23 protein-coding genes are annotated in these 24,557 nt (G+C 61.1%); 8 read left to right on the top strand and 15 right to left on the bottom strand.

Annotation, left to right across the window (positions count from 1 at the left end):
- Positions 1-107: 107 nt before the first annotated feature.
- The gene (locus tag DOM27_RS04200; protein ID WP_110654765.1) at positions 108-743 is read left to right on the top strand and encodes a peroxiredoxin; all 636 of its coding nucleotides are present in this window, start codon (positions 108-110) and stop codon (positions 741-743) included.
- A 141-nt stretch (positions 744-884) separates the two neighbouring features.
- Here the strand turns inward: DOM27_RS04200 and DOM27_RS04195 are convergent, their stop codons facing one another.
- The 13 genes from DOM27_RS04195 to DOM27_RS04135 all read right to left on the bottom strand — a co-directional run bounded on the left by DOM27_RS04195 (position 885) and on the right by DOM27_RS04135 (position 15,393).
- Entirely contained in the window at positions 885-1,745 is an 861-nt protein-coding gene (locus tag DOM27_RS04195; RefSeq protein WP_110654764.1) for a glycine betaine ABC transporter substrate-binding protein, read from the bottom strand.
- 94 nt (positions 1,746-1,839) lie between these two features.
- The gene (locus tag DOM27_RS04190; RefSeq protein WP_110654763.1) at positions 1,840-3,144 is read right to left on the bottom strand and encodes a M24 family metallopeptidase; all 1,305 of its coding nucleotides are present in this window, start codon (positions 3,142-3,144) and stop codon (positions 1,840-1,842) included.
- Positions 3,145-3,194: 50 nt separating this feature from the next.
- Complete coding sequence (locus tag DOM27_RS04185) at positions 3,195-4,088, bottom strand: HalD/BesD family halogenase (protein ID WP_245392577.1); 894 nt, start codon at positions 4,086-4,088, stop codon at positions 3,195-3,197.
- 189 nt (positions 4,089-4,277) lie between these two features.
- A complete protein-coding gene (locus DOM27_RS04180; RefSeq protein WP_110654762.1) occupies positions 4,278-5,165 on the bottom strand; it encodes a LysR family transcriptional regulator in 888 nt (295 codons plus the stop codon).
- A gap of 228 nt (positions 5,166-5,393) precedes the next feature.
- Positions 5,394-5,591, bottom strand: coding sequence for a hypothetical protein (locus DOM27_RS04175; protein ID WP_110654761.1), 198 nt, complete (start codon positions 5,589-5,591; stop codon positions 5,394-5,396).
- A gap of 243 nt (positions 5,592-5,834) precedes the next feature.
- Positions 5,835-7,118, bottom strand: coding sequence for an ArgE/DapE family deacylase (locus DOM27_RS04170; RefSeq protein WP_110654760.1), 1,284 nt, complete (start codon positions 7,116-7,118; stop codon positions 5,835-5,837).
- 78 nt (positions 7,119-7,196) lie between these two features.
- Positions 7,197-8,228, bottom strand: a complete 1,032-nt coding sequence (locus DOM27_RS04165; protein ID WP_110654759.1) for a histone deacetylase family protein — start codon at positions 8,226-8,228, stop codon at positions 7,197-7,199.
- Between the two features lie 34 nt (positions 8,229-8,262).
- Positions 8,263-9,264, bottom strand: coding sequence for a 2-hydroxyacid dehydrogenase (locus DOM27_RS04160; RefSeq protein WP_245392576.1), 1,002 nt, complete (start codon positions 9,262-9,264; stop codon positions 8,263-8,265).
- Between the two features lie 74 nt (positions 9,265-9,338).
- The gene (locus DOM27_RS04155; protein WP_110654758.1) at positions 9,339-11,012 is read right to left on the bottom strand and encodes an ABC transporter ATP-binding protein; all 1,674 of its coding nucleotides are present in this window, start codon (positions 11,010-11,012) and stop codon (positions 9,339-9,341) included.
- A 19-nt stretch (positions 11,013-11,031) separates the two neighbouring features.
- Positions 11,032-11,865 (bottom strand): ABC transporter permease, encoded by an 834-nt coding sequence (locus DOM27_RS04150; protein ID WP_110654757.1) that lies wholly within the window; start codon positions 11,863-11,865, stop codon positions 11,032-11,034.
- Positions 11,862-12,839, bottom strand: coding sequence for an ABC transporter permease (locus DOM27_RS04145; protein ID WP_110654756.1), 978 nt, complete (start codon positions 12,837-12,839; stop codon positions 11,862-11,864). Before DOM27_RS04145 ends, DOM27_RS04150 begins: the two co-directional genes overlap by 4 nt.
- 90 nt (positions 12,840-12,929) lie before the next feature.
- Entirely contained in the window at positions 12,930-14,504 is a 1,575-nt protein-coding gene (locus tag DOM27_RS04140; protein WP_110654755.1) for an ABC transporter substrate-binding protein, read from the bottom strand.
- Between the two features lie 124 nt (positions 14,505-14,628).
- Entirely contained in the window at positions 14,629-15,393 is a 765-nt protein-coding gene (locus DOM27_RS04135) for a class II aldolase/adducin family protein (RefSeq protein ID WP_188113676.1), read from the bottom strand.
- Between the two features lie 177 nt (positions 15,394-15,570).
- Here DOM27_RS04135 and DOM27_RS04130 point away from each other — a divergent pair, with 177 nt between their 5' ends.
- The 7 genes from DOM27_RS04130 (at position 15,571) to DOM27_RS04100 (ending at position 21,682) form a co-directional block, all read left to right on the top strand.
- The gene (locus tag DOM27_RS04130; RefSeq protein WP_110654754.1) at positions 15,571-16,254 is read left to right on the top strand and encodes a GntR family transcriptional regulator; all 684 of its coding nucleotides are present in this window, start codon (positions 15,571-15,573) and stop codon (positions 16,252-16,254) included.
- An 87-nt stretch (positions 16,255-16,341) separates the two neighbouring features.
- Positions 16,342-16,947, top strand: coding sequence for an HAD family hydrolase (locus DOM27_RS04125; RefSeq protein ID WP_245392575.1), 606 nt, complete (start codon positions 16,342-16,344; stop codon positions 16,945-16,947).
- 83 nt (positions 16,948-17,030) lie between these two features.
- The gene (locus DOM27_RS04120) at positions 17,031-17,711 is read left to right on the top strand and encodes a hypothetical protein (RefSeq protein WP_223162272.1); all 681 of its coding nucleotides are present in this window, start codon (positions 17,031-17,033) and stop codon (positions 17,709-17,711) included.
- A gap of 374 nt (positions 17,712-18,085) precedes the next feature.
- Entirely contained in the window at positions 18,086-19,015 is a 930-nt protein-coding gene (locus DOM27_RS04115; RefSeq protein WP_280952113.1) for a metal ABC transporter substrate-binding protein, read from the top strand.
- Positions 19,012-19,941 carry a manganese/iron ABC transporter ATP-binding protein gene (locus tag DOM27_RS04110; protein ID WP_110654752.1) on the top strand — a complete coding sequence of 310 codons (930 nt, stop codon included), beginning with the start codon at positions 19,012-19,014 and terminating at the stop codon, positions 19,939-19,941. The genes DOM27_RS04115 and DOM27_RS04110 overlap by 4 nt, the downstream gene beginning before the upstream one ends.
- Complete coding sequence (locus DOM27_RS04105; protein WP_110654751.1) at positions 19,941-20,843, top strand: metal ABC transporter permease; 903 nt, start codon at positions 19,941-19,943, stop codon at positions 20,841-20,843. The genes DOM27_RS04110 and DOM27_RS04105 overlap by 1 nt, the downstream gene beginning before the upstream one ends.
- Positions 20,840-21,682 carry a metal ABC transporter permease gene (locus tag DOM27_RS04100; RefSeq protein WP_110654750.1) on the top strand — a complete coding sequence of 281 codons (843 nt, stop codon included), beginning with the start codon at positions 20,840-20,842 and terminating at the stop codon, positions 21,680-21,682. Before DOM27_RS04105 ends, DOM27_RS04100 begins: the two co-directional genes overlap by 4 nt.
- Before the next feature lie 48 nt (positions 21,683-21,730).
- Here DOM27_RS04100 and DOM27_RS04095 read toward each other — a convergent pair whose 3' ends face one another.
- Both DOM27_RS04095 and DOM27_RS04090 read right to left on the bottom strand, forming a co-directional pair.
- Complete coding sequence (locus DOM27_RS04095; protein WP_110654749.1) at positions 21,731-23,122, bottom strand: sodium:solute symporter family protein; 1,392 nt, start codon at positions 23,120-23,122, stop codon at positions 21,731-21,733.
- Positions 23,123-23,196: 74 nt separating this feature from the next.
- Complete coding sequence (locus tag DOM27_RS04090; RefSeq protein ID WP_110654748.1) at positions 23,197-24,465, bottom strand: metal-dependent hydrolase family protein; 1,269 nt, start codon at positions 24,463-24,465, stop codon at positions 23,197-23,199.
- Positions 24,466-24,557 lie beyond the last annotated feature (92 nt).

Here is a 24,557-nt window from a genome sequence, read left to right as displayed (position 1 = left end):
ATGTCGTTATGGCTATCGATTGTTTCACAGCATCGCCTCCGCTCGTCATGATGAGCATCTGACTCTAGGCTTCGAACCGAAGCCGTCAATGGCAACAGGAGAAAGTCATGGCTTTGCAACTTGGCGATACCGCACCGGATTTCACCCAGGAAAGCACCGACGGACCGATCAGCTTTCACCAATGGGCCAGCGACAACTGGGTCATCCTGTTTTCTCATCCGGCGGATTTCACGCCTGTCTGCACGACAGAACTGGGGGAAGTCTCGCGACTCAAGCCGGAATTCGAGCGCCGCAACACCAAGGCGATCGGGCTCTCCGTCGACCCGCTGGACGATCACACCCGCTGGGTCGGCGACATCGAGGAAACCCAGGGCTGTGGGCTCAATTTTCCGCTGCTGGCCGACGCCGACCGCTCGGTGAGCGAGGCCTACGGCATGATTCATCCCAATGCCAGCGGCACCAACACCGTGCGCTCGGTGTTCATCATCGACCCGGCCAAGAAAGTACGCCTGACGATCACCTACCCGCCCAGCACCGGCCGCAACTTCGCCGAAATTCTGCGCGTGCTGGACAGCCTGCAGCTGACCGACGGCTACAAGGTCGCCACGCCGGTCAACTGGCAGGACGGTGACGACGTCATCATCGTGCCCTCGATCGACAACGAGAAGGCCAAGGAACTCTTTCCCAACGGTTGGGACGAGAAGAAGCCCTATCTTCGCGTCACCAAGCAGCCCAACAAGTAACGCCACCTGGAAGAAGGCATCGCGAACGCGGTGCTAGTCGCTTCAGAACGGAAACGCCCGCGCTCTTCGAGCGCGGGCGTTTTTGATGGCGCCAACTGAAACAAGGCCGCCCGAGAGGCGACTACCCTTGAATATCAGTGCTCATTGACCGCCATCCGCTGCCAGCCAACCGTCGACCAGTTCCCGGTTGTCGTCGATCCACTGGGCAGCGCCGTCATCGGGATCGCCGGCTTTTTCGATCGTCAGCATCAACTGGGAAAGCTGCTCCGGCGTCATGTGCCAGGCGTCGAGCATTTTCGCCACCTCGGGATGCGACGCAGCAAATCCCTGATGCGACACCCACTTGATCTGCTCGCCGGCGCTGTAGGTTTTCTTGGGATCCTTCAGCACCTTGAGATCGTACTCGGCAAACGCCCAGTGGGGTTGCCACAGCGTCACGGCGATAGGCTCGTGGCGCTGATAGGCGTCCTTGAGCTGAGCCAGCATGGCCGATTCGCTGCTACTCAACTGGCGAAACGGCAGCGAGTACTGCTCGATGGCGGCATCGGTTTCGCTGGCGATCGACGAGCCGGGCTCGATGCCGAAAATCGTCGATTCGCCCTGGTACTCGAAATCGTCGGCATGCGCCTTGAGCTGCTCGATGGTATCGATGTCATCGACGTAGGTCGGCACGACCAATGCATCCAGCGCATCGTCGTACCAGGTCTCGTGCAGGCTGATCCGCTCTCCATAAGGCTTCAGATACTCGGAATCGCTCGGCAGCCAGACCTCCAGCGACACGTCGATATCGCCCTCCGCCAGCCCGCCGAACAGGACCGGTTTGGAGACTTCACTCAGCGATACGTCATGGCCTTTCTCATCGAGCAACTGTTGCCACATGTGCGAGATGGCAATGTTCTCGGCCCAGTTGTTGGTGCCGATCGTCAGGCTGTCAGCAGCCACCGCCTGCGCGCTCGGGGCGCCCAGGGCGGTAGCCATCAAGGCCATCTTGAATAACTTCATAACGTTCCTCTTGCTAGGATTTTCGGCTAGTTTTGTCGTAATCGTTGGCTAAATTGTCGTGATAATCAGCCAACCGGCAGCCGGCCAGAGGGCTTTATTCCATCAACTCCCCCGAGTAACCGTACGTGGAGAGACGGTCGATGCCGGTTTCGGTAATCAGTACCTGCTCTTCGAGCTTGACGCCCTCCTGACCATCACGATGACCAATATAGGCTTCGACGCATAGCGTCATTCCGGGCTCGATGTTGCCATCATAGCCGACATCGTCCCAGTCCATGTCATGGGCGATCAACGGCCATTCTCCCGTCATGCCGCAGCCGTGCACGATATCGAGATAGCGATTCTCTCGATAACCGCGGGGAATGGGCCAGGCTCGTTGCGAGTATTCGCGAAAGCTCATGCCGGGCGCGAGCAGAGCGATGTTGGTCTCGAGCTGATCGACCGCCATCCGATAGAGCGACTTCTGCGTTGCCGTTGCTTCCCCGGCACCGGGTACATGAAAGGTACGCGAGAAATCGGTGTAATACCCGAAACAGCCCACGATATCGGTATCGAATGCGACCAGTTCCCCAGGAGCAATGATCTTGTCGGAACACTCCTGGAACCAGGGATTGGTCCGGGCACCGGAGGTGAGCAAACGCGTCTCGGCATATTCACCGCCGGTGGCCAATACGTGCTGGTTGAAAATGGCCCACAGCTCATTTTCACTCATGCCCGGCCGCAGCGCCGCTTCCATTCGTGTCATCGCCGCTTCGGTGAGGGTCATTGATCGATGGATGAGAGCCAGCTCTTCCACGCTCTTGATCGACTTTGCCCCCTCCATCGCAATGGCCGCATCCACGATGTCGAACTCTGCCTCGCCGAGTGCCGTCAGCGCGCCGGTGGGCGCCGATTCGACCCCGATCCGTTTACCGGAGGTCTGTGACTGCGCGAGTAATGCACGGATATCGTCCACGAATGCGGCCGTATGCCGAGCACAATGTGGCCCGCTGTACTGAGGCATGACGGCACGCGCCGGGCGAACGTCATCGAGCAGCGCCAGCCCCTTCGCCAAATGCAGGCACGCGCTGAATTCGAACAGAACGACCGGACCGTCCGCTGCGACGTACAGATAGCGCGCGGGATTCCGTTGGGAGTAGACCTGCATGTTGCGCGAGCCGCAGGCGTAGCGAATGTTGATCGGGTCGAACAGGATCACTGCATCCATGGCGTGATGCTGCATCTGCTGACGCAGTCTTCCCAGGCGATAGCGCTCGACACGCGCGAGCAGCGCAGCGTCGATTTCCAGCGTCCGAAAATTTCCGCTGGCATAGCTACTCTTGCCGCTGCCCGTCTCGGCCAGCGCCACAATGTTCGACTTGCCAGCGTCACCGCTGGCAAGGGTCTCGTAGTCACTCATGAGTCTCGGTTCCGATGGTCTTGGTAAAGTGGTGAGGCGGGTGGGCTGGATTAGCCCATCAGTTCATCCTGGCGGCGCTGGTTATGAGCATCGATATGCTGCTGCGTGACTCGACCGTAGATTTTCCGGGTATGCTCCAGGCTGCCCATCATGTCGGGCGCCTTGGCATAGCCCAGCAATGTGCACAGGCGCTGCCCCTTGGCTGGCGCAACGCGGTGCATCGAATAGCGCCCTTTGAAGAGCTGCAGATCGCCCGTGTTCAGCGCCAGCGATTTGACCCTTCCGTGATCGCCGTCGAGCACACGTTTCACGTCGGAAAAATTTTCCTCGCCAGGACGTCGTATGTCGGGACAGTACTGGAATTCACCGCCCTCGTCGGGGCGCCGAGTCATCAGACTGACGATGAATTCATTGGTGTCGAAATGCCAAGGGAGCTCGGTATCATCCGGCATCACGTTGATGACCAATCCCGCGATTGGGTCGGCGAACTCGTAAACCACTGGCTCTTCGAGGCAGTCGGCAATGAAACGCTGAAAAACGGCATTGCCATAGAGTTGCTTGACGATCGCCTTTTCCGGGATGAGATCCCGGGCGACGAAACCGTTGGTGTAGTGCTGGAAAAAGCGTGCGGGGTGATCTTCGGGAAGGTTCGGATCGTCCGGCGTGACGTAGGGATTGACGTCGTTATCGGAAAAAAAGGCTTGAGGCGCCAGAGCTTCGCTCTCCTCCTGAAGCCTCGCTTGAATGTCATCGCGAATGAAGCGAGACAGCAGAGCACACCCGTCAACGTTCAACTGCGCTCTGACGGATTCCACCGCCTCTCGATAAGCCTCGCTCCCGGGCTGGTTGATGGGGAAGTGCTTCAAGTTGACCAGGCTGGCGAGATCTTCCGTTTCCGGTGTCTCTGAAGCTTTGGGCCGCGAAGTGTGATCGGATCCATGCATGGGGCTCTCCCGTCGTCGTGATAGTGACCGGTACGTGGCCGACTACGCTAACGAAAGGAGGACGCGTGGCTCCAATTGGAAATTCGCTGGATCTTTGACGAGTTTTCTATCGTTCCCGACTCGCTTCGTCGTCAGTTTCCTTCAGGCGAGGTCTAAAGAGCCCTCAGCCAAGCGGAGCATAAAGAGCCTTCAGCGTTCAGACGGAGCATAGAGAGCCTTCAGCGTTGCCGACAACGAACCCGCGACTTCGCGTATCAAAGGCTCGTCGAGGAAAGCCAGATTCCATGCGATGCATGGCATCTCACATGCCAGCGGTCGGGTCACAACCTTGCCGCTGATTTCGGCATCACGAACTGCCCAGCGCGAGAGAATGCTCACGCCTTTTCCCGCGGCTACCAGCTCCAGGATCAAGGCCACGGATTCGATCTGCACCATGTGAGAGGGATGAATGCCTGCCGGCTGAAAGAAGTGTTCGAACTCATGCCCGGTTTCCGGTGCGATGCTGTAGGTAAAATGACGACTTTGCTGAAAGACTTCCGGTGGCACGACCTCGTAGGCTGCCGCCGGATGGTCAGGCGGCAATACCGCCACGGTTGGCTCCTCGAACAGCGCCTCCCATTCCACGCCGCGCTGTGTCGGCACTTCGACCATGACGATCATGTCGACGCGACGGGCCAACAGAGCGCCTGTCATCTCCTCCATCGGCAGTCGGACCAGCGAGATATCGCGATCGTGATTGTCATACAGGTGGGGCAGAACCCGAGAAAAAGTATCATAGGGCCCGACACCGAGACGCAATGCGGGCTCGCCTCGACTGGCCAGGTGCCAGGCTTCGAGTTCGGCACTGCGCAGCTTGGGCAGAATGTCTCGGGCGGCCTTCACCAGCCGTTCCCCCGACGGCGTCAGGACCAGCCGACGCCCCTCGCGCACGAAGAGCGCCACGCCCAGGCGGCGCTCCATTTCTCGAATTCGATGCGTCGCGGCGGGTTGGGTCAGACCGATGGAGGCCGCGGCTGCGTGCACGGTCCCCTTGGCCGCCACGGCATCGATCAGCGCGTAGAATTTGATATCCAGCATGGGTCTTCGACATTAGGCAAAGCCCTACCCTACCATCCGCGGCCACACCGGCGGTGACGCTTCGAAGTATTCTCCAGATTCCCCGTCAAGGGCAGCTTCGTGCCGCCCACCCGCCGCGCTCGGCACCGAACTCACCAAAGCACTTTCGCAGGGCTGACGAATGGAGCCTCAGACGAAAAAATCCCGGCTTGAAGGCCGGGATTTTCACGCGTGTGACGATAGCGCTCTTCAGCAACGCGTGCAGTGTTTCAACGTCTCATCGTCATGGTTTTCCAGGCGCGGCGCCGGCCGCGAGGCTTTCGACGATGGCCCGGGCAGCGCATTCGAGCGAACCAGCGTCATCAGCATGGCGCGTACCACGTGCGCGAGCACGTAGACAACGACGGCCATAATGATCAACGCTTTGATGCGCCCGGAAATCTTCACGCTACTTCTCCTTGAATTAGAGGTTTCCGGGTCCTTGAACAGGGTGTCCCAGAGAGATGACACTCAGGATATAACCACACAATTGTGACGAGAAATTGAAGGCGTCGATAACCGGTATGCGAGACATCGATGCCAAAGCTCTTTGGCAGAGATATTTGTCAGAGGTCTATTCTGGAATCACAGTATCGGCAGCGAGGAGCTCAGCTTGAGATTATCCAAGACCGATTTCCCGCTGGAAAATCTCTAACGGCTTTCCTCGATTCCGCACCAGTCGGCGACGAACAGGGCGATGGTCTTGGTCACGAGCCGCAGCGACTCGATGTGCACGCACTCGTCGAAACCGTGAATGTCCCTGGATTTGGGGCCGTAGACCAGCGTCGGCATGTCACCGTAGATGGTGAAGACGCGGCCATCCAGATAGCCCGGCGTGGTAAACGTCTTCAGTTCGTCTTGAAACGCGATCTGGTGACAGGCGCGCAGCGTATGCTCGGCGTCAGAGCCCGCTTCCAGCACGTAGCCCTCGGCATAGAAGCCGGTATAGCTGACGTCAGGCATCTTGCCGCCCAGGCGGGGATCGCTGTCGGCCGCCTGCTGCAGAGTGGTTTCGACCGCTTGCCTTGCCTCGTCGGCGTGCGTTCCCGGATAGATGGCGATACGCATGTCGAACTCGCACCACGGCGGCACCGTGGAGGGCCAGTCGCCGCCCTGGATCTGTCCAACGTTGAAGTTGATCGGATGCTCGAGATCCTCGAAGTGGGGATGCTCGCCCTTCTCCGCATTCCATTGCGATTCCAAACCACGCAGCGCTTCGATCGCGGCATAGGCGGCATCGATGGCGTTGAAGCCGCTTGTCATCTCGCGGGTATGTGAAGGTTTTCCGGCGACTCTCACCTTGAACCAGAGCACGCCCACGTTGGCCCGCACCAGCATGTTCTCTTCCGGCTCGGGAATGATCACCGCATCCGCCCGGTAACCGCGTAATAGTGCCGCCAGCGCGCCGTTGCCAGTACACTCCTCTTCCACCACGGACTGGAAATAGATCAGTGCCTGGGGCGCGAAGCCCGCCGCGCGAACGGCATCGAAGGCGAACAGATTGGCCACCAGACCGGCTTTCATGTCGGCCGAGCCACGCCCGTACATCCAGCCATCGACGATCGCCGGCTCCCACGGCGAGCGACTCCACATCTCGCGCGGGCCGGTCGGCACCACGTCGATATGGCCGTTGAGAATCAGCGAACGCCCTGTCTGTCGTTCCGGCCGATAGGTGCCCACCACATTGAAGGCATTGTCGTAGGAAATCGTGACCGGACCGAACCCTTCGTGGTGGTGGATATCTTCGACGTCGATCTTCCAGCGATCCATGGCGAAATCGCGCGCGGCCATGGCGTCGTGGAGAAAGTCCTGCGCGGTATGTTCCTGTCCGCGCAGCGAGGGAAATTCGACCAGTCGTTGGGTGAACTGCAGTTGCTCGTCGAACCGCGCGTCCACCGACGCGACGATGCGCTGAACCTGACTTTCCGTCAGCATGGGTTAGCTCTCTCGATGGTGACCGTGACGGCAGCGGATCGCGTCGTCAGCCGGATCGCTAAAAGACGTCGCGATGATTCAGCGACCCGCTAGCCCCTCGAAGAAACTCACCGCGTTGGCTTCGAGTCCTTCCAGGTAATAACCACCCTCCTGCACCACCAGCGTGGGCAGATCGAGCCCGGCGATGTCGCGCCCAAGTCTGCCAAACCCCGGCGTGGAGACGGATACCTTGGCCTGCGGGTCCTTCTCGTGGATATCGAAACCCAGCGCCAGCACCAGCGCGTCCGGCTCGAACAGTCGAATGGCCTGGCAGGCTGCTTCGAGACGCTCGAAGAACACCGGCTCCTCCGAGCCATGCGGCATCGGCAGATTGAGGTTGTAACCTAGCCCGGCACCCCGCCCGCGCTCATTCTCGAAGCCGGTGACCGCCGGGTAGAAGTTGGTGGTGTCGCCATGGATCGAGATGTACATCACGTCATCGCGCTCATAGAAAATCTCCTGCACGCCCTGACCGTGGTGCATGTCAGTATCGAGTACGACGACGCGCGGATAGCGTGAGGTGAGATGCTGCGCGGCAATGGCGGCGTTGTTGAGGAAGCAGAAGCCACCGGCGGAGTCGATACCCGAGTGGTGACCCGGCGGTCGCGACAGCGTGTAGGCGAAGCGCTCGCCCGCCAGCAGTGCCTCGGCGCCGGCCACCGCACTCTGCGCCGCCCAGTAAGCGGCCTGCCAGGTATGTTCCCCCACCGGCGCACTGCCATCCGCCAGATAGCGCGCGGCCTCGGCGAGAATCCCGCGCAGCGCATTGGGTGAGCGCACGAAGATGCTGGAGATCACCTCCTCGCCCCAGTCTTCGCCCCCGGTCTCGTTGACAGTGTGCCAACGCCGATAGGCGCTCTCGAGAAAACGCAGATAAGGTAACGAGTGCACCGCGCGCAGCGGCGCGACACCATGATCGGTCGGCGCCTGAATCTCGAAGCCGAGTCGCTTGGCCGCCGCCAGCAGGTGCTCCGCTCGATCCGGCACTTCCTGCGGTTTGCGCATCTTGCCGCGCGAAAAATAGGTCTGCGGTTGATGCAGCAGCTGGTCGTCGTGGAAGAAGGTCTTCATCGATTTGTCCTTGTCATGCGCAGTCCGTTGATCGTCAATAACCCGCGTGGCGATCCACGACACTCGTCGGCAGGCGACCATTGTCCAGTCGTTTCATCGCTTCGGCGACCTCGTGGGCCACCTGAGTCGGCGTCGAATCGCAGGCATCGTGCGGGGTGACGACGATCTTTTCGTGATTCCAGAACGGATGATCCTGCGGTAGCGGCTCAATGGCGAACACATCCAGCGAAACCGCCGAAAGCCGGCCTCCATCGAGCGCAGCGAACAGATCCGCCTCGATGAGATGCTCGCCACGACCGACATGAATCAGCATCGCGCCCTCGGGCATCCGGGCAAAGAGTTCGGCATTCAAAATGCCGCGGGTTTCCGGCGTCAGCGGCAGCAGGTTGATCAGAATCTCGCTGCGAGCGGCGAGTCGATCAAGACCGCCGTCACCACTGAAACCCGTGACACCCTCCGGCAGATTGCGCCCGCTGCGCGAATAGATAGCCACATCGTAATCGAGCGCCTTGAGTGCCCGCGCCGTCGCCCCACCCATCTTGCCGGCTCCCAACAGTCCGACGCGAATATCGCGCGCGTCGCGCTTGGGCAGACGCTCCCAGTGCTGTCGGTCCTGGTTCGCGAAATAGTCGCCAAAACGTCGGTGGTGCCAAAGCACATGCCAGGTCACGAAACCGGCCATCATCTGGGCCTGGGACTCACCTGCAATGCGCATCAGCGGGACGTCGCCAGGCAGGCTCGCACTGGCAAGAATGCCGTTGACGCCCGCCGCGATCGACGAAACCAGACGCAGGTTGGGATAGGGCCGGAAATCCTCGGCACCCGGATCCCAGGCCAACGCGAAGGTGATCGCTTGGGGATCGGAGACGTCCTGTGGCAAGGCCAGACGGATATGCGGCGTCGCCTGCTCGAACGCCGCGATGTAATCGGTCATGATCTCCGGAGAGCCCAGCAGTACGCCCTGAATCTGCGCGACCTCGTTCGTTTCGAGCGCGCTGGTTGAGCCGCTGGAGCGCTCGGTTTCCATCGTTTTCATTCTCCGATCCCTTTGATTCTTGATCCCATCGTTCACGAGTCTTTTGATTCGATATCCGAGAGTCGGTTGGTGACTCAGATAGCAACGGCTTCGGTCGGCTCGGCATGAGGAGCCCGTCCGGGTATCGCTGCCAGCAACTCGCGGGTGTAAGCATGCTGCGGCGACAGGAATATCTGTCTGGCGCTGCCATGCTCGACGATTTTCCCCTTCTGCATCACGATCAGACGATCGCAGATCTGGGCGGCGACGCGCAGGTCATGGGTGATGAACAGCAGCGACAGATCGAGCTCCTTCTTGAGATCGTCGAGCAGCTTCAGCACCTGGGCCTGGATCGACACATCCAGCGCCGAGACCGCTTCGTCGGCCACGATCAGTTCGGGGTTCAGCGCCAGCGCACGGGCGATGCCGATGCGCTGACGCTGGCCACCGGAAAATTCATGGGGGTAACGCTCGGCGGCGCTGGCATCGAGCCCCACGGTTGCCAGCAGATCACGGGCCTGCTTCATCGCCTGGGCTTTGTTCACGCCGTTGGCGATCGGGCCCTGGGCAATCGCCATGCCGACGCGGATGCGCGGATTGAGTGAGGCGTAAGGATCCTGGAACACCATCTGGATACGCCGACGATGCTCGCGCAATTCGCGTCCTTCCAATGCACGCAGATCGACACCGTTGAGTCGGATTTCGCCGCTGTCGGGCGTATTCAGGCCCACGATGCAGCGCCCGAGGGTCGATTTACCCGATCCCGATTCGCCGACGACACCCAGCGTCTCGCCCTTGTCCAGGGTGAAATCGATGGTATCGAGCGCCACCACCTCGCGCTTGGGCTGAAACCAGCCGCCACTGGATCGATAGACCTTGTCGAGCCCTTTTACCGCCAGCAGCGGCTTCGCTGGTGCTTCATCCCGGCTCGGCGGCACGGCGTCGCCGGGGATCGCTTCGATCAACGCCCGGGTGTACTCATGCTGAGGGCTGTCGAGCACCTCGCGGGCACTACCCATCTCGACGATCTTGCCTTCGCGCATGACGCAGACCCGATCGGCGATCTCGGCGACCACGCCAAAGTCATGGGTGATGAACATCACCGCCATGCCACGACGCTGCTGGAGATCCTTCACCAGATGCAGAATCTGCGCCTGGGTGGTGACATCCAGCGCTGTGGTCGGCTCGTCGGCGACCAGCAGCTCCGGCTCGAGCGCCAGCGCCATGGCGATCATCACCCGCTGACGCTGACCGCCGGAGAGTTCGAACGGATAGGCCCGCAGCGCGGCCTGGGGATTGGGCAGGCGCACCTCTTCCAGCAGCGCCAGCGCTCTCTCCTTGCGCGCCTTGGCCGTCAGTAGTCCATGTGCCTCGAACACCTCGGCGATCTGTTCGCCAACCCGCATCAGCGGATTGAGCGCCGTCATCGGCTCCTGGAAAATCATGCCGATACGCCGCCCGCGCAGGGCACGATGACTGATCTCGTTCATCGCCAGCAGATCCTGGCCGTCGAATAGCGCTCGCCCTTGGGAGGCATGGACACCGGTCGGCAGCAGCCCCATCACCGCATTGGCGGTCATCGATTTACCCGAGCCGGATTCGCCGACAATACAGAGGATCTCGCCGGCGCCAAGGTCGTAGCTGACATCATCGACCGCGTAGCGCCGATCGGCGCCTTCCGGCAGCGCCAGCGACAGACGCTCGATACGTAGCAGGGATTCGCCAGAATGGCTTAGCGGTTCGCCGGAATGTCGTAAGGGTTCACTCATGATCGATCTCCTTCGGAACCTATCGGGCTCTGGCGAGCTGGGGGTTCAATGCATCGTCCAGGCCTTCCCCGACCAGGTTGAGCGCCAGCACCGTGAGCAGGATTGCCACACCGGGAATCACCGACAGCCACCACGCCTGACGCATGACCGTGCGCGCGGCGCCGATCATGTAGCCCCAGGACATGGTGTCCGGATCGCCGAGGCCGAGAAACGACAGCGACGACTCGAGCAGGATGGCGGTCGCCACCATCAGCGAGGCGAGCACGATCACCGGCGACATCGTATTGGGCAGAATCTGCTTAATGATGATGTCGCGATGGGTCTGGCCGACCAGTCTGGCCGCCTCGACGTATTCCCGATGCTTGATCGACAGGAACTCGCCCCGCACCAGCCGCGCCACCGGCGGCCAACTGACGATGGCAATCGCCAGCACGATCGAGAACGTGCTCGGCTCCATGATTGCCACCAGCACGATCGCCAGCGCGAAGTTGGGAATGGTCTGGAAGAACTCGGTGAAGCGCATCAGGGCATCGTCGATCCGGCCGCCGAAGTAGCCGGCCAGCGCCCCCAGCGGCACGCCGATGGCGAGCGCCACCACCGTGGAAATCAGTCCGATCAACAGCGACACCCAGGCACCATGGGCGAGTCCGGCGGCAACGTCACGCCCCATGACATCGGTACCCAGCCAGAAACCGGAGACTTCGCCGGGGGCCAGAAACGGACGCTGCACCATACGCCAGGGCGAATCGGGATACAGAAACGGCGCCAGCAAGGCCAGCAGGACCACGAGTCCGAGAATCACCAGACCCACCAGCGCGCCACGATTCTGGGCGAAGCGTTTGCAGAAACTCATGTCGCCTCCTTGATGCGCGGATCGGCGAGTCTGTAGATCACGTCGGTCAGCATGTTGAACAGAATCACCAGCAGAGCGCAGAAGAAGAAAATGCCCAGCAGCAGGTTGTAGTCACGCTGCATCAGAGCCTCGTACATCAGCCGGCCGATGCCGGGCCAGGCGAACACGGTTTCGGTGAGCACCGCGCCACCCACCATCTGCCCCGCCTGCAGACCGGCCAGGGTAATTATCGGCAGCAGCGCATTACGCAGAATGTGGCGGCGCTGTATCACTCCCGGCGCCAGCCCCTTGGCACGGGCCGTCTTGACGAAGTCCTGCTGCGAGACGCTGAGCATCGAGGTGCGCGTCATGCGGGTATAGACAGCCATGAAGAACAGTCCCAGCGTCAGCGCCGGCAGAATCAGATGCACCGCGACATCGCCGACGTGCGTCAAACCGGTATAGCCGGCGCCCACCGTCGAATAGCCGTAGGCCGGCAGCCAGTCGAGCATCACCGAGAACACCAGCACCGCCATCATCGCGACCCAATAGAGCGGGGTGGCGTAGAACAGCAGCGACAGCCCCATGATGACTGACCCGGATGGTCGCTTGGCACGCATGGCCGCCAGCGTGCCGGCGAGTATGCCGAACGCCAGCGAGATCACGAATGCCGCCCCGGTCAGCAATAATGTCGCCGGCAGTCGATCCAGGATCAGATCGAGCACCGGCATCTGCTGACGGTAGGAGTAGCCGAAATCGAGCTGCAGCACGCCACTCATGTAGCGCCACAGCTGAACCGGCAACGACTGGTCGAGGCCAAAGCGCTCGCGCAGATCCTCGAGGAACTGTTGGTCGGTCGCCCCGGCCTCGCCGGCCATCACTGCGGCCGGATCGCCGGGAGCGGCGTGAATCAGGAAGAAATTGAATACCAAGATCGCCAGCAGCACGATGACCGCCTTGAAGACGCGACCCAGGATCAGAGAAACATAGGGCATTGGCTCGTCCTCACCGAGAGGGCCGGCGCCCCACGGGCCGCCGGCTTTTCTTACACGATCTGGGCGTATGCACCACCCAGGAGGGCGCGCTTACTGCTGCTCGATCCAGGCGTTCTTGAAGCCGTCACTGAGACCGATACCGGTGGTGATCAGGTCATGGACGTTGCAGCGGTAAATGGTCGGCTGGGCCAGCTCCATGATCCACGCCAGCGGTACGTCGTCGTGCAGGATCTGCTGGACCTCGTCGTACATCGCCTGACGCTTCTCCGAATCGTTCTCCACCGCCGCCTTGGCAAACAGCTCGTCCACCTTGGGATTGGCGTAGCCCTCGACGTTGTTCCACGGTGAGCCCTTGGCGATATTGCTGGACATATAAGTGCGCGCGATGCCGAGCGACGGATCGCCGTACTGGAAGAGATAGGTGAAGGCGATGTCGTAGTCCCAGTCGCTGATCTTCTGGTTCCAGCCCGCCACATCGGAGGATTCGGTCTCGATGTTGATACCCACGTCCTCGAGATTCTGACGCACGGCTTCACCCCAGCGTGTCCAGGTTTCGCCGTAGGGCAGCGGCAGCAGGCGCACCGGCTCGCCGTCATAACCCATCTCGTCGAGCAGCGCTTCGGCCTTGTCCGGGTCGTAGGGGTACTGTTCGAGATCGTCGTCGTGCGACGCCAGCGTCGAGTTGAACGGGCCGTTCGGCACCTCGCCGAGACCGTTCCACAGCACATTCTTGGCGAAGTCACGATCGATGGCGTACATCACCGCCTGGCGGAAGCGCTTGTCGGCGGTCGGCCCCTCGCGGTTGTTGAGCCACAGCATCGCGAACGGGTTGAAGTACTCGTTGCCCGATTCGGTCATGCAGCTGCCATCCATCTCGGAAAGGCGCGGGATGTCGAAGTTTTCCACCGAGCCGGCCGGCATGATATCGAGCGTGCCATTTTCATAGGCAGCCGCGCGCGATGCCGCGTCCGGAATCACATGCCAGTAGATCTTGTCGAGATACGGCTTGCCGTCTTCGTAGTAGTCCGGGTTCTTGTCCAGCTCGATCACCGAACCGCGATCCCACTTGGCGAACTCGAACGGACCGGTACCGACAGGATGATTGTTGGCGGGATTATTGTAGAAATCGGTACCTTCATAGATGTGCTTGGGCACCATCGGCATGGTGCCGACCTCGAACGCCTGAATGAACGCCGGGAACGGTTCCTTGAGTGTGAACACGACCGTATTGTCGTCCGGCGCCTCGATGCTCTCCACGTGATCGAGAATCACTCGAGTTCGCGGATTGGTCTGGCGCAGAAAGACATCGGCAGAGAAAACCACGTCGGCAGAGCTGAACGCTTCACCATCGTGCCACTTCACGTCCGGATGCAGATGAAAGGTATAGGTCAGGCCGTCGTCACTGATCTCCCACGTTTCCGCCAACTGCGGCATGGGCTCGAGATCGGTGCTGTAACGCAGCAGGCTTTCAAAGATGTTGCCGGCGACGCGTTGGGTCGGGGCGTTCTGCACCAGCGGCAGCATCAGCCCCGGCGGCTCGGGCTGAATGGCGACATTGGCGACGCCGCCGGCCTGTGGGGTTTCCTGCGCCAGCACGGGCGCGGCGAAGGATAGCGTTAGGGCAGCCGCCGTCAGACGGCCGGTCACGGACGATAGCAGGGTCATGGCAGGTCTCTTGTGTTATTGGATTTGTAAAATCTTTAACCGCTGGCGCGATGATTACTATCGCGCTTCGCTCACATAGCCTTACTCGTATGACGGAAGATCAGTGCAACCTCGTTACGCTGTGTCAGCCTTCGAAATCGGGTTGGATACGCTTCAAAAGACGTAGATATGCGTCCCACTCCGGATCGTGATCGATCACGCCGTGGCCCGAATCCCACTGTTCATACTGCTGCGCGGTATGCTCGGCAAGCGCGGGATCGACCCGGCGAATCTTCATGCCGCTCCCCATCAGGGCGAGCTGCGCCTGGCAGCTGCGTTCCAGGTTGTGCATCCGCTTGAACGCCTCACCCACCGTGCGGCCACACACCAGCATGCCGTGATTGCGCAGTACCATGACCGGCTTGTCGCCCAGATCAGCGACTAAGCGCTCGCGCTCGGCCAGATCCAGCGCAATGCCTTCGTAGTCGTGATAAGCAGTGCGCCCGTGGAATTCCATCGACCACTGATTCAGCGGCAGCAAACCCTCTTCGAGACAGGAAACGGCGACGCCGGCAACCGAGTGAGTATGCAAGACGCAGTGCACGTCCGGTCGCGCCTCATGAATCGCGCTGTGAATCGTGAAGCCGGCCTTGTTGATGCCCGCGCTTTCCGGGTCGTCGACCACGTTGCCTTCGAGATCGATAGTGACCAGATTGGCGGCGGTCACCTCCTCGAATCGATACCCGTAAGGGTTGATCAGGAAGTTTTCCTTGCCCGCCTCGGCCCGCGCGGAAATATGCGTATAGATGCTGTCGTCCAGGCCAAAATGCGCGATCAGCCGGTAGGCTGCCGCCAGATCGCGACGTGCGGTCTGTTTCGAGGCGTGGTGGGCGTCAGTCGCCATATCCATCATCGATCTCCTGTCGTGGCTTGCGGCGTTGCCTTTGTCGTAGGCGACCGCGTTGTCGAGCGGGTCTCGTTCGTAACCTATCAGGCAATTCTCAAACTGTCGACACTCGACAGTCGACCCTGAGGCCAATTTGGTTGATAGTGGAGCGGTCGGTAACAGCCAGCCAAACGAGATGACATGACCTCCATCACTCGCGGATTCGCCACCATCCAGCAGCGCGATCTGGTCAATCAGATCGCCGATATGCTGACCGAAGCCCTGCTGAAGGGAGATTTCGCACCGGGCGTGCATCTGGCCGAGGCACAGCTTGCGCGAGATTTCGGCGTCAGCCGGGCGCCGGTTCGCGAGGCGGCGCGCCTGCTCGAGAGCCGCGGGATGCTGGTGTCGCAGCCGCGTCGCGGGTTCTTCGTGCGCACGTTCAACGACGCAGAGCTCGATGACGTCTACGATCTGCGCCTGTGCCTCGAGCGCCACGCCATTCGTCTACTCGCCGGCAAGCTGACCCCCGACATGGAAGCCGCGCTAAGCGATCAGCTCGAATCGATGCGTCGGGTCGCCCGAGACGGCACCGGGGTCCAGCAAATCGAAGAGGACGTCGCCTTTCACCGAATGCTGTGCGAGTTCAGCGGCAATCAGCGGCTGGTGCGGGTGTTCGACGAACTCTGCCACGAGATGCGCTTCTGCATTCTGCTGATCGGCCAGCTCTACGATGATCCCGTTCGTGTGGCGGACACCCACGAACCCATCATCGAGGCCCTGCGCACGCGAGACCCCGACGCCTGCGAAGCCGCGCTGGACTACCATATCGGTATCGCACAGCAGCGGGTGGTCGAGATGTTTCGGGAGCGGGAGACGTCCTGAACGGCCGGAGATTCAATGGGTTCTGTCCCCTCTGACATCCGTGACTCACTTGGATAGGATGAGAGTTCCTTCGATCTCGGAGCCGTCATGCCCCCTATCACACTCAAGACACTGACTCACTGGGTCTTCGACATGGATGGCACGTTGACCGTCGGCGTGCATGACTTTCCCGCCATTCGCCGTCATCTCGACATCCCCGACGGCGCCGATATCCTGCATCATCTGGAAACGCTGCCCACCACCGAGCGTGATGCCAAACACGCCTGGCTGCTCGAGCATGAGCGTGAACTGGCGATGCGTTCGACCGCTGCCACCGGCGCCATCGAACTGGTTCAGTCGCTATGCCAGCGTGGCTGTCGGCTTGGCATCCTGACCCGCAATGCCAAGGAACTGGCGCACATCACGCTGGAAGCAATCGGGCTGGATGACTGCTTTGCTCCCGACGACGTGCTCGGCCGCGACGAGGCGCCGCCCAAACCCCACCCCGGCGGGCTTGATCACTTCATTCAACGCTGGCAGATCGCGCCGTCTGAGGTCGTCATGGTCGGTGACAGCCAGTTGGACATGGCCTGCGGGCAAGCGGCGGGTACGTTAACGGTGCTGATCAATGCACCGGATGCTGGCGAAATGGCGGGCGCAGACTGGCGTCTCGAGGATTGCCGAGCACTGGCGAGGAAACTACAAACGTCCTGAAAGCCACACGCCGACTTGACCGACCGCCATACAGGCGCTGCCCAGCAACGAATGGTAGTAAAGTTTCAGGGATAGGAGATGTCGTGAAGCAAGGCGCTTCGATCTACATTGAAGCAACCTGCAGACTGATGGAAGCGGCGCCTGCCACAAGAAATCAGGAGAGCCTGATGTTCAAATTTCTGAAAACGACGGCGCTGGGCGGGGTTCTGTTCATCCTGCCGCTGATATTGATCGGCGTGCTGGTACAGAAAGCCGTCCACATCTTACGTGTTCCGATCAGCAAGCTACTGCCTATGTTCGAACACCACACCGTCGCGGGCGTCACCGCGCTTTCTATCGTCGCATTGCTCGCATTATTGTTGCTGTGCTTTCTGGCCGGCTTGTTGGCAAAAACCAAAACGGCAAAAAGAGTGCGCCATTTAATCGAAGACAAATTGCTCGATAACGTACCCGGGTATCGTCTGCTCAAAGACACGATGGCGCGCATGACCGGCATTGAAGACGATATCGACACGCAGGTCGGTCTTTATATCGATGGCGACATCGTTCAGTTCTGCTTGATTGTCGAAATCAAGGACGCCTGGACGTCAATCTTCATCCCGGATGGCGGCTCTGCTGGCCTGACGGCAGGGGCGGTACAGATGGTGCCTTCGGAACAGGTTTACCTGACCGAATTGACCTGGCTCGAGGTACTCAAATGCCTCAAACGCAATGGCCACGACAGCCTGTCTCTGGCAGAACCCTGGTTACCCAAGGCCGCATAACTCCCGCATCAATGTCATTCAAAGCCTCCAGATTTCATTCCGGCAGACCCGGTCGCTTTTCAAAACTCTGCAGTTCGCGCCGCCCGAGATCGTCGTGGTCGACCTGATCGATCTTGCCGTCTTGTCTTATCTTTTCCGCCGCTTGTGCTTCATGCCGCCCCTCTTATGCTCGCTTCATTCTCGCTATCACTATCGGTTCTCGAATCCTCCCCCTTCACAGCCGAATAAACCGGTGCTATAAATCGAAACCATTGGAATACTATTTAACCAGGGTAAAGAATCTCGCTAACGTTTTGCGCTCGACGGATTGCGTGGACGTAAAGCGCGCCGGTTGCGGCTTCCCTGGCCATCCTCGTTTCGATTGGGAGCGCCTCATGCCTGGAATGATTTTTCGACGTTCGACGCTAATGCTGATCATGGCCGTCGCGACGCTGTTGATCGCGCTGCCGGTCGTCGCTCAGGATGCCGAGTCGAAAAAGTTCAAGGCAGTGACCACGTTCACCGTAATCGCGGACATGGCGCAGAACGTGGCCGGAGATGCGGCGACGGTGGAGTCGATTACCCGGCCGGGCGCCGAGATCCACAACTATGCGCCGACGCCGCGCGATATCCTGCGCGCCCAGGACGCGGACATCATCTTGTGGAACGGCCTCGATCTGGAACGCTGGTTCGAACGTTTCTTTCACAACCTGAAGGACGTGCCGAGCGTGGTGATCTCCAACGGCATCGAGCCGATCAGCATCGCCGAGGGTCCGTATGACGGCAAGCCCAACCCGCACGCCTGGATGTCGCCGACGAGTGCGTTGATCTACGTCGACAATATTCGTGATGCCTTCATCGAGCACGACCCCGCCAATGCCGAGATCTATCGCGACAATGCCGAACGCTACAAGCGGCAGATCGAAGGCGCCGTCGCGCCGATCCGCGAGGCGCTGACACAGATCCCCGAGGAGGATCGTTGGCTGGTCACCAGCGAAGGCGCGTTCTCCTATCTGGCGCGGGATTTCGGTCTTCGCGAGCGCTACCTGTGGCCGATCAATGCCGATCAGCAGGGCACGCCCCAGCAGGTTCGTCAGATCATCGATACCATCCGCGCCAACGACATTCCGGCCATCTTCAGCGAGAGCACCGTTTCCGACAAACCGGCGCGGCAGGTGGCCCGCGAGACCGGTATCCATTATGGGGGCGTGCTCTACGTCGACTCGCTCAGCGAGCCCGACGGCCCGGTGCCGACCTATATCGACCTGCTGCGCGTCACCTCGGAGACGATCGTGAAAGGTCTGACCCAGGGAGCGTCATCATGACGACGCCTGCCGATAGGTCGGCCACTGCGGCGAAAGCGGCATCGACCGGCGCCGAGATAGCCGGTGCCGGCATCCGCGTGACCGATGCCGCTGTGATCTATCGCAACGGTCATACCGCGCTGCGCGACACCAGTTTCGAGATCCCCGCCGGTACGATCACCGCGCTGGTAGGCGTGAACGGTTCCGGCAAGTCGACGCTGTTCAAGGCGATCATGGGCTTCGTGCGTCTGGCTCGAGGCGACATCCAGGTGCTTGGCCTGCCGGCCAAAACCGCGCTCAAGCGCAATCTGATCGCCTACGTGCCGCAGTCGGAAGAGGTCGACTGGAACTTCCCGGTGCTGGTCGAGGACGTGGTGATGATGGGGCGCTACGGCCACATGGGGATGCTGCGAATTCCCAAGCGGGCCGATCACGAAGCGGTCGAAACCGCGCTGGCTCGCGTCGGCATGAGCGAGTTCCGCCAGCGCCAGATTGGCGAACTCTCCGGCGGCCAGAAGAAGCGCGTCTTCCTGGCCCGCGCACTGGCCCAGGATAGCCGGGTGATTCTGCTCGACGAGCCGTTCACCGGCGTCGATGTCCAGACCGAAGACCGGATCATCCAACTGCTGAGGGAGCTGCGCGGCGAAGGCCGAGTGATGCTGGTTTCGACCCACAATCTCGGCTCGGTGCCGGAGTTCTGCGATCGAACAGTGATGATCAAGGGCACCGTGCTGGCCTATGGCCTCACCGATGAGATATTCACCCAGCACAATCTGGAGCGCGCCTTCGGCGGCGTGCTGCGGCATTTCGTACTCGATCAGTCACAGCAGGCCGGTACGACACCGCATGCCGTGGGCGTTTTCACCGACGACGAGCGCCCGCTGGTGCTGCAGAACGGCATTGCCGCGCGACGCCACCGCGGTACTGGAAAGGGAGGCTCTCGTTGATGGACCTCCTCATGCCGTTCGGCTATCTCGTCGAGCCCTTCGGTTACGGCTATATGCGCAATGCGATGTGGGTGTCGGCGCTGGTCGGCGGCGTCTGCGCATTTCTCTCCTGCTACCTGATGCTCAAGGGCTGGTCGCTGATCGGCGATGCGCTGTCGCATTCGATCGTGCCCGGCGTCGCCGGCGCCTACATGCTGGGACTGCCATTTTCGCTAGGCGCCTTCTTCGCCGGCGGGTTGGCCTCGGCGGCGATGCTGTTTCTCAACCAGCGCAGCAAGCTGAAAGAGGACGTCATCATCGGCCTGATCTTCAGCTCATTCTTCGGCCTGGGGCTGTTCATGGTGTCGCTGTCGCCGACGTCGGTGAATATCCAGACCATCGTGCTCGGCAATATTCTGGCGATCACGCCCACCGATACGCTGCAGCTGGTGACGATCGGCGTGGTCTCGCTGGTCATTCTGCTGGCCAAGTGGAAGGATCTGATGGTGACGTTCTTCGACGAAAACCACGCCCGCTCGATCGGGCTCAATCCCACCGCGCTCAAGATCCTGTTCTTCACCTTGCTGGCCGCATCCACCGTCGCCGCGCTGCAGACGGTCGGCGCCTTCCTCGTGATCTGCATGGTCGTCACACCTGGCGCCACGGCCTATCTGCTGAGCGATCGCTTTCCGCGCCTGCTGATCATCGCGGTGACGATCGGCACGCTGACCAGCTTCTTCGGCGCCTACGCCAGCTACTTTCTCGACGGTGCCACCGGTGGCGTGATCGTGGTGCTGCAGACAGCGATCTTTCTCATCGCGTTCGTGTTCGCGCCCAAGCACGGGATGCTGGCGGCGAGACGTCGGGCCGCGGCATCGCTGGCACGTTCGCCGGTCTCCGAAATCCCGGAGCCGCGTCGATGAGCTGGCTGGATACGCTGCTGATGCCCTTTCAGTTCGACTTCATGGTCAACGCCATGATCATCGCCGTGCTGGTTACCGTGCCGATGGCCCTGCTCTCCTGTTTCCTGGTCCTCAAGGGCTGGTCGCTGATGGGAGATGCCATCTCCCACGCCGTCTTCCCGGGCGTGGTGATCGCCTATCTCATCGGCGTCCCCTACGCCATCGGCGCGTTCGTTGCCGGCATGTTCTGTGCCCTCGCCACCGGTTTCCTCCACGAAAACAGCCGCATCAAGCAGGACACGGTGATGGGTATCGTCTATTCCGGCATGTTCGGCATCGGCCTGGTGCTTTACGTCAAGATCCAGTCGACGGTCCACCTCGACCACATCCTGTTCGGCGACATTCTGGGGGTCGCCTGGCGTGACATTCTGGAATCGGCGCTGATCGCCCTGATCACCGTCGGCGTCATCGGCCTGAAGTGGAAGGACTTCCTGCTCCACGCCTTCGATCCGACCCAGGCCCGGGCGGTGGGTCTGCGAATCGGGCTGCTGCACTACGGCCTGCTCTGCCTGATTTCACTGACCATCGTTGGCGCGCTGAAAGCCGCCGGCATCATTCTCGCCATTGCCCTACTGATCGCCCCCGGCGCCATCGCTTTCCTGCTGACCCGGCGCTTCGGCACCATGCTGCTATTGTCCGCGACGCTGTCGGCGATCATCGCCTTCCTCGGCGTCTATCTGTCGTTTTTCATTGATAGCGCGCCAGCCCCGACGATCGTGCTGCTGTTCTCGATCGTGTTCGGGGTTGCCTTCGTCTACGCCACGCGCCGAGATGCCCGCCGTGAAACGAAAGCGGGGTAAAGCGTTTCGGCCTTACCCCGTACTCGATGCGATCGACGACATCTGCCCCTAGGCGGATCGCGTCTCAGCCGCCATCCGCGGCCGGCTGAGCAGACTCACGCCGATCAGCGTCACCGCCGCCAGCGGCATCGCCACCAGCACGCTGTTCCAGCCCATCGGCTTGCCCAGCGCGATTTCCCACACCAGCGTCATCACGCCACCGACGATCATCGCCGCCAGTGCACCTGCCGGCGTCGCGCGCGGCCATAGCAGCGCAGCCAGGAAGACTGGCGTGATCGCGGCGCCGTACATCCCGTAGGAGTACATCTGCATCGCCAGCACGCTGGGGAAGAACGCGCCCAGAATCCAGGCCAGAATGCCGAGCCCGACGACGGTCAGGCGATTGACCAGCAGTGCCTTGCCCGCCGGAATATCGAGCTTCAACAGGCCGCCGAGAATATCCTGGGTCAGGCTGGCCGACGCCGACAGCAGATAGCTGTTTCCCGTCGTCAGCAGCAGCGCTACCAGTGACGCCAGCAGCAGGCCGCCCACCGCCGTCGGTAAACCCTGCTGAGCCAGGGTCATCATCGCGGTCGATGGCGTGATATCGGGATACATCACCCGCGTGGCGCAGACCAGCAAGGTAATCAGTGCGGTACACACGATCGAGGCGATGACCAGACCCATGGCGGCCTTCTTGGCCGTGGCCGGGTCGCGCGCCGCGGCAAAACGCTGGAACAGATTCTGATCGCCCAGAATCAACAGGAACAGCGGCAGAAAGTAGCTCAGCGCCTGCCACGGCGAAAGACCACCCAGCAGCGTTTGATGCGTTGCCGGCAGTGCGTCCATCATCTCACCGAGACCTCCGAGACGACTCAGCACTATGGGCGCCGCGATCAGCATGCTGCCAAAGATGATGATCGCACTCAGATAGTCGGTGTAGGCCACCGAGACCAGGCCGCCCATGGTCGCCAGGCCAATCATGATCGCCGCCGCGATCAGCACGCCTTGCCACACCGGCAGACCGAACGCCAGGTTGAGCGCCTGTCCGGCGCCGGTGAACTGATACGACACGATGCCGACGTAGGCCAGCAGAATGATCAGCGAAGCGATCGAGCGCGCCGTGGGGCCGAAACGTTCCTCGATCAATCCAGGGATGGTGGTCGCTCGCGAGCGCCGCATCTTCTGTGCCAGCAGGAAGTAGACCACCAGGGCAGCGATGGGCGTGCCGGCGAAGAAGAAGATTGCCGCACCGGGGCCGTGCTGGAACACGAAGCTGGCCCCGCCGACGATCGATCCCGACCCCACGAAGGTGGCCAGTAGCGTCGCGGTCAACACCAGCGTCGACAGCGAGCGTCCGGCGACGATGAAGTCGGTGTCGTCGTGAACCTTGCGTCGCGAGAAGTAGAGGCCGATGACGACCATCAATACGATATACGCGATGACGAAGAATGCCTGCATGATCGCAGTCTCCTGTTTTGATTGTTATGGGTTGTGATCTTTATGGGATGTGGTTGATCCCTGATCGGGCTGGATCAGTGGCCCAGGCGGTCCTTGATCGCACGGCCGCCCTGCATGATCAGAGACAGGTGCTTGCCCTGGCCGGTCAGCAGGCTCATGTCTTCCAGCGGATTGCCGTTGACCACGATCAGGTCGGCATACGCGCCGGGTACTATGGCACCGATCTCGCCTTCCATCCGCAGCAGCTTGGCCGCCGTGGAAGTGGCACTACGAATCACTTCATGCGGCGGCAGCACCTGCGAGCGAATCACGAACTCTTCCGATTGATGCGGATGCATCTCGCCGAGCAGATCCGTGCCGTAGGCCATCGGTAAGCCCGCTTCGCGCATGGTGACCAGACTTTCCAGTCCGGCCAGGCGGACGTCGTCGATCTTGGCGACTGACTCGGGCTTGAGACCGTAATCGGCACCTTCGATCTTGAGGCGTTCGTAGGTCACCAGGGTCGGGCAAGCCATGGCACCGCGCTCGGCGGCCAGGCGAGCGGTGTCCGCCTCGATGAGATTGCAGTGCTCGAGCGAGCGCACGCCCGCTTCGACGGCACGGCGAATCGCTTCGTCGGTATACAGATGGGCAGACACGTAGGTCTGGGCGTTGCTGGCTTCCTCGACGATCGTCTTGAGCTCGTCGATGGAGAAACTCAGGAATTCGATCGGATCGCTGGGAGAGGAGACGCCGCCATTGGCCATTACCTTGATGAACTGTGCGCCCGCCTTGATCTCCTGACGCACAGCACGGCGTACCGATTCAACGCCGTCGCAGATGCGCCCCATCGACCCCAGGCGCCGGGTCTGGTACTGATCGTCGCGCTCGTCATAGAAGCCGCGGTAATCGTTGTGACCGCCGGTCTGGGAAAGCGCCTTGCCACAGATCACCAGTCGTGGCCCGACGAAGTGGCCTTCCGCCACCGCCTGCTGGATCCCCCGATCGGCACCGCCGACGTCACGCACCGTGGTGAAACCCCGCATCAGCATGCCTTCCATGATCGGTTTGGCACGCGCAGCGACCAAGGAATCCGGCAGCAGCGCGTTGGCCCCGAGATCAGCCGTCGTCGCGATGACGTGGACATGGCAATCGATCAGGCCCGGCATCAGCGTGCGCCCTTCGAGATCGATCACGCGGGCATCACCAGGCGCCTCGATCGGCGTGTCGGAAACCTGGACGATACGATCGCCCTCGATCAGAACATGGACACCTGTTCGCGGCTGCGAGGAGGAACCGTCGACCAGGTTGGCGTTGCGGAACAGGACGGCTTGCGGGGAGCTTGAAGAGGAAAGTTCGGGCATGGATTGGGCTCTCGGGAGACGTTGTTGTGAGGCGTTGTCGAGACAATCATCCAAATACGACTTGAGCCTACCCAGCGCCTCGAGCCCCTGAA

Origin of the sequence: Salinicola halimionae (assembly GCF_003206065.1) — a bacterium.
GTDB classification, from domain to species: Bacteria; Pseudomonadota; Gammaproteobacteria; order Pseudomonadales; family Halomonadaceae; genus Salinicola; species Salinicola halimionae.
The sequence above is the reverse complement of the archived record's forward strand: the minus strand, read 5'-3'. Positions and strand labels throughout refer to the sequence as shown.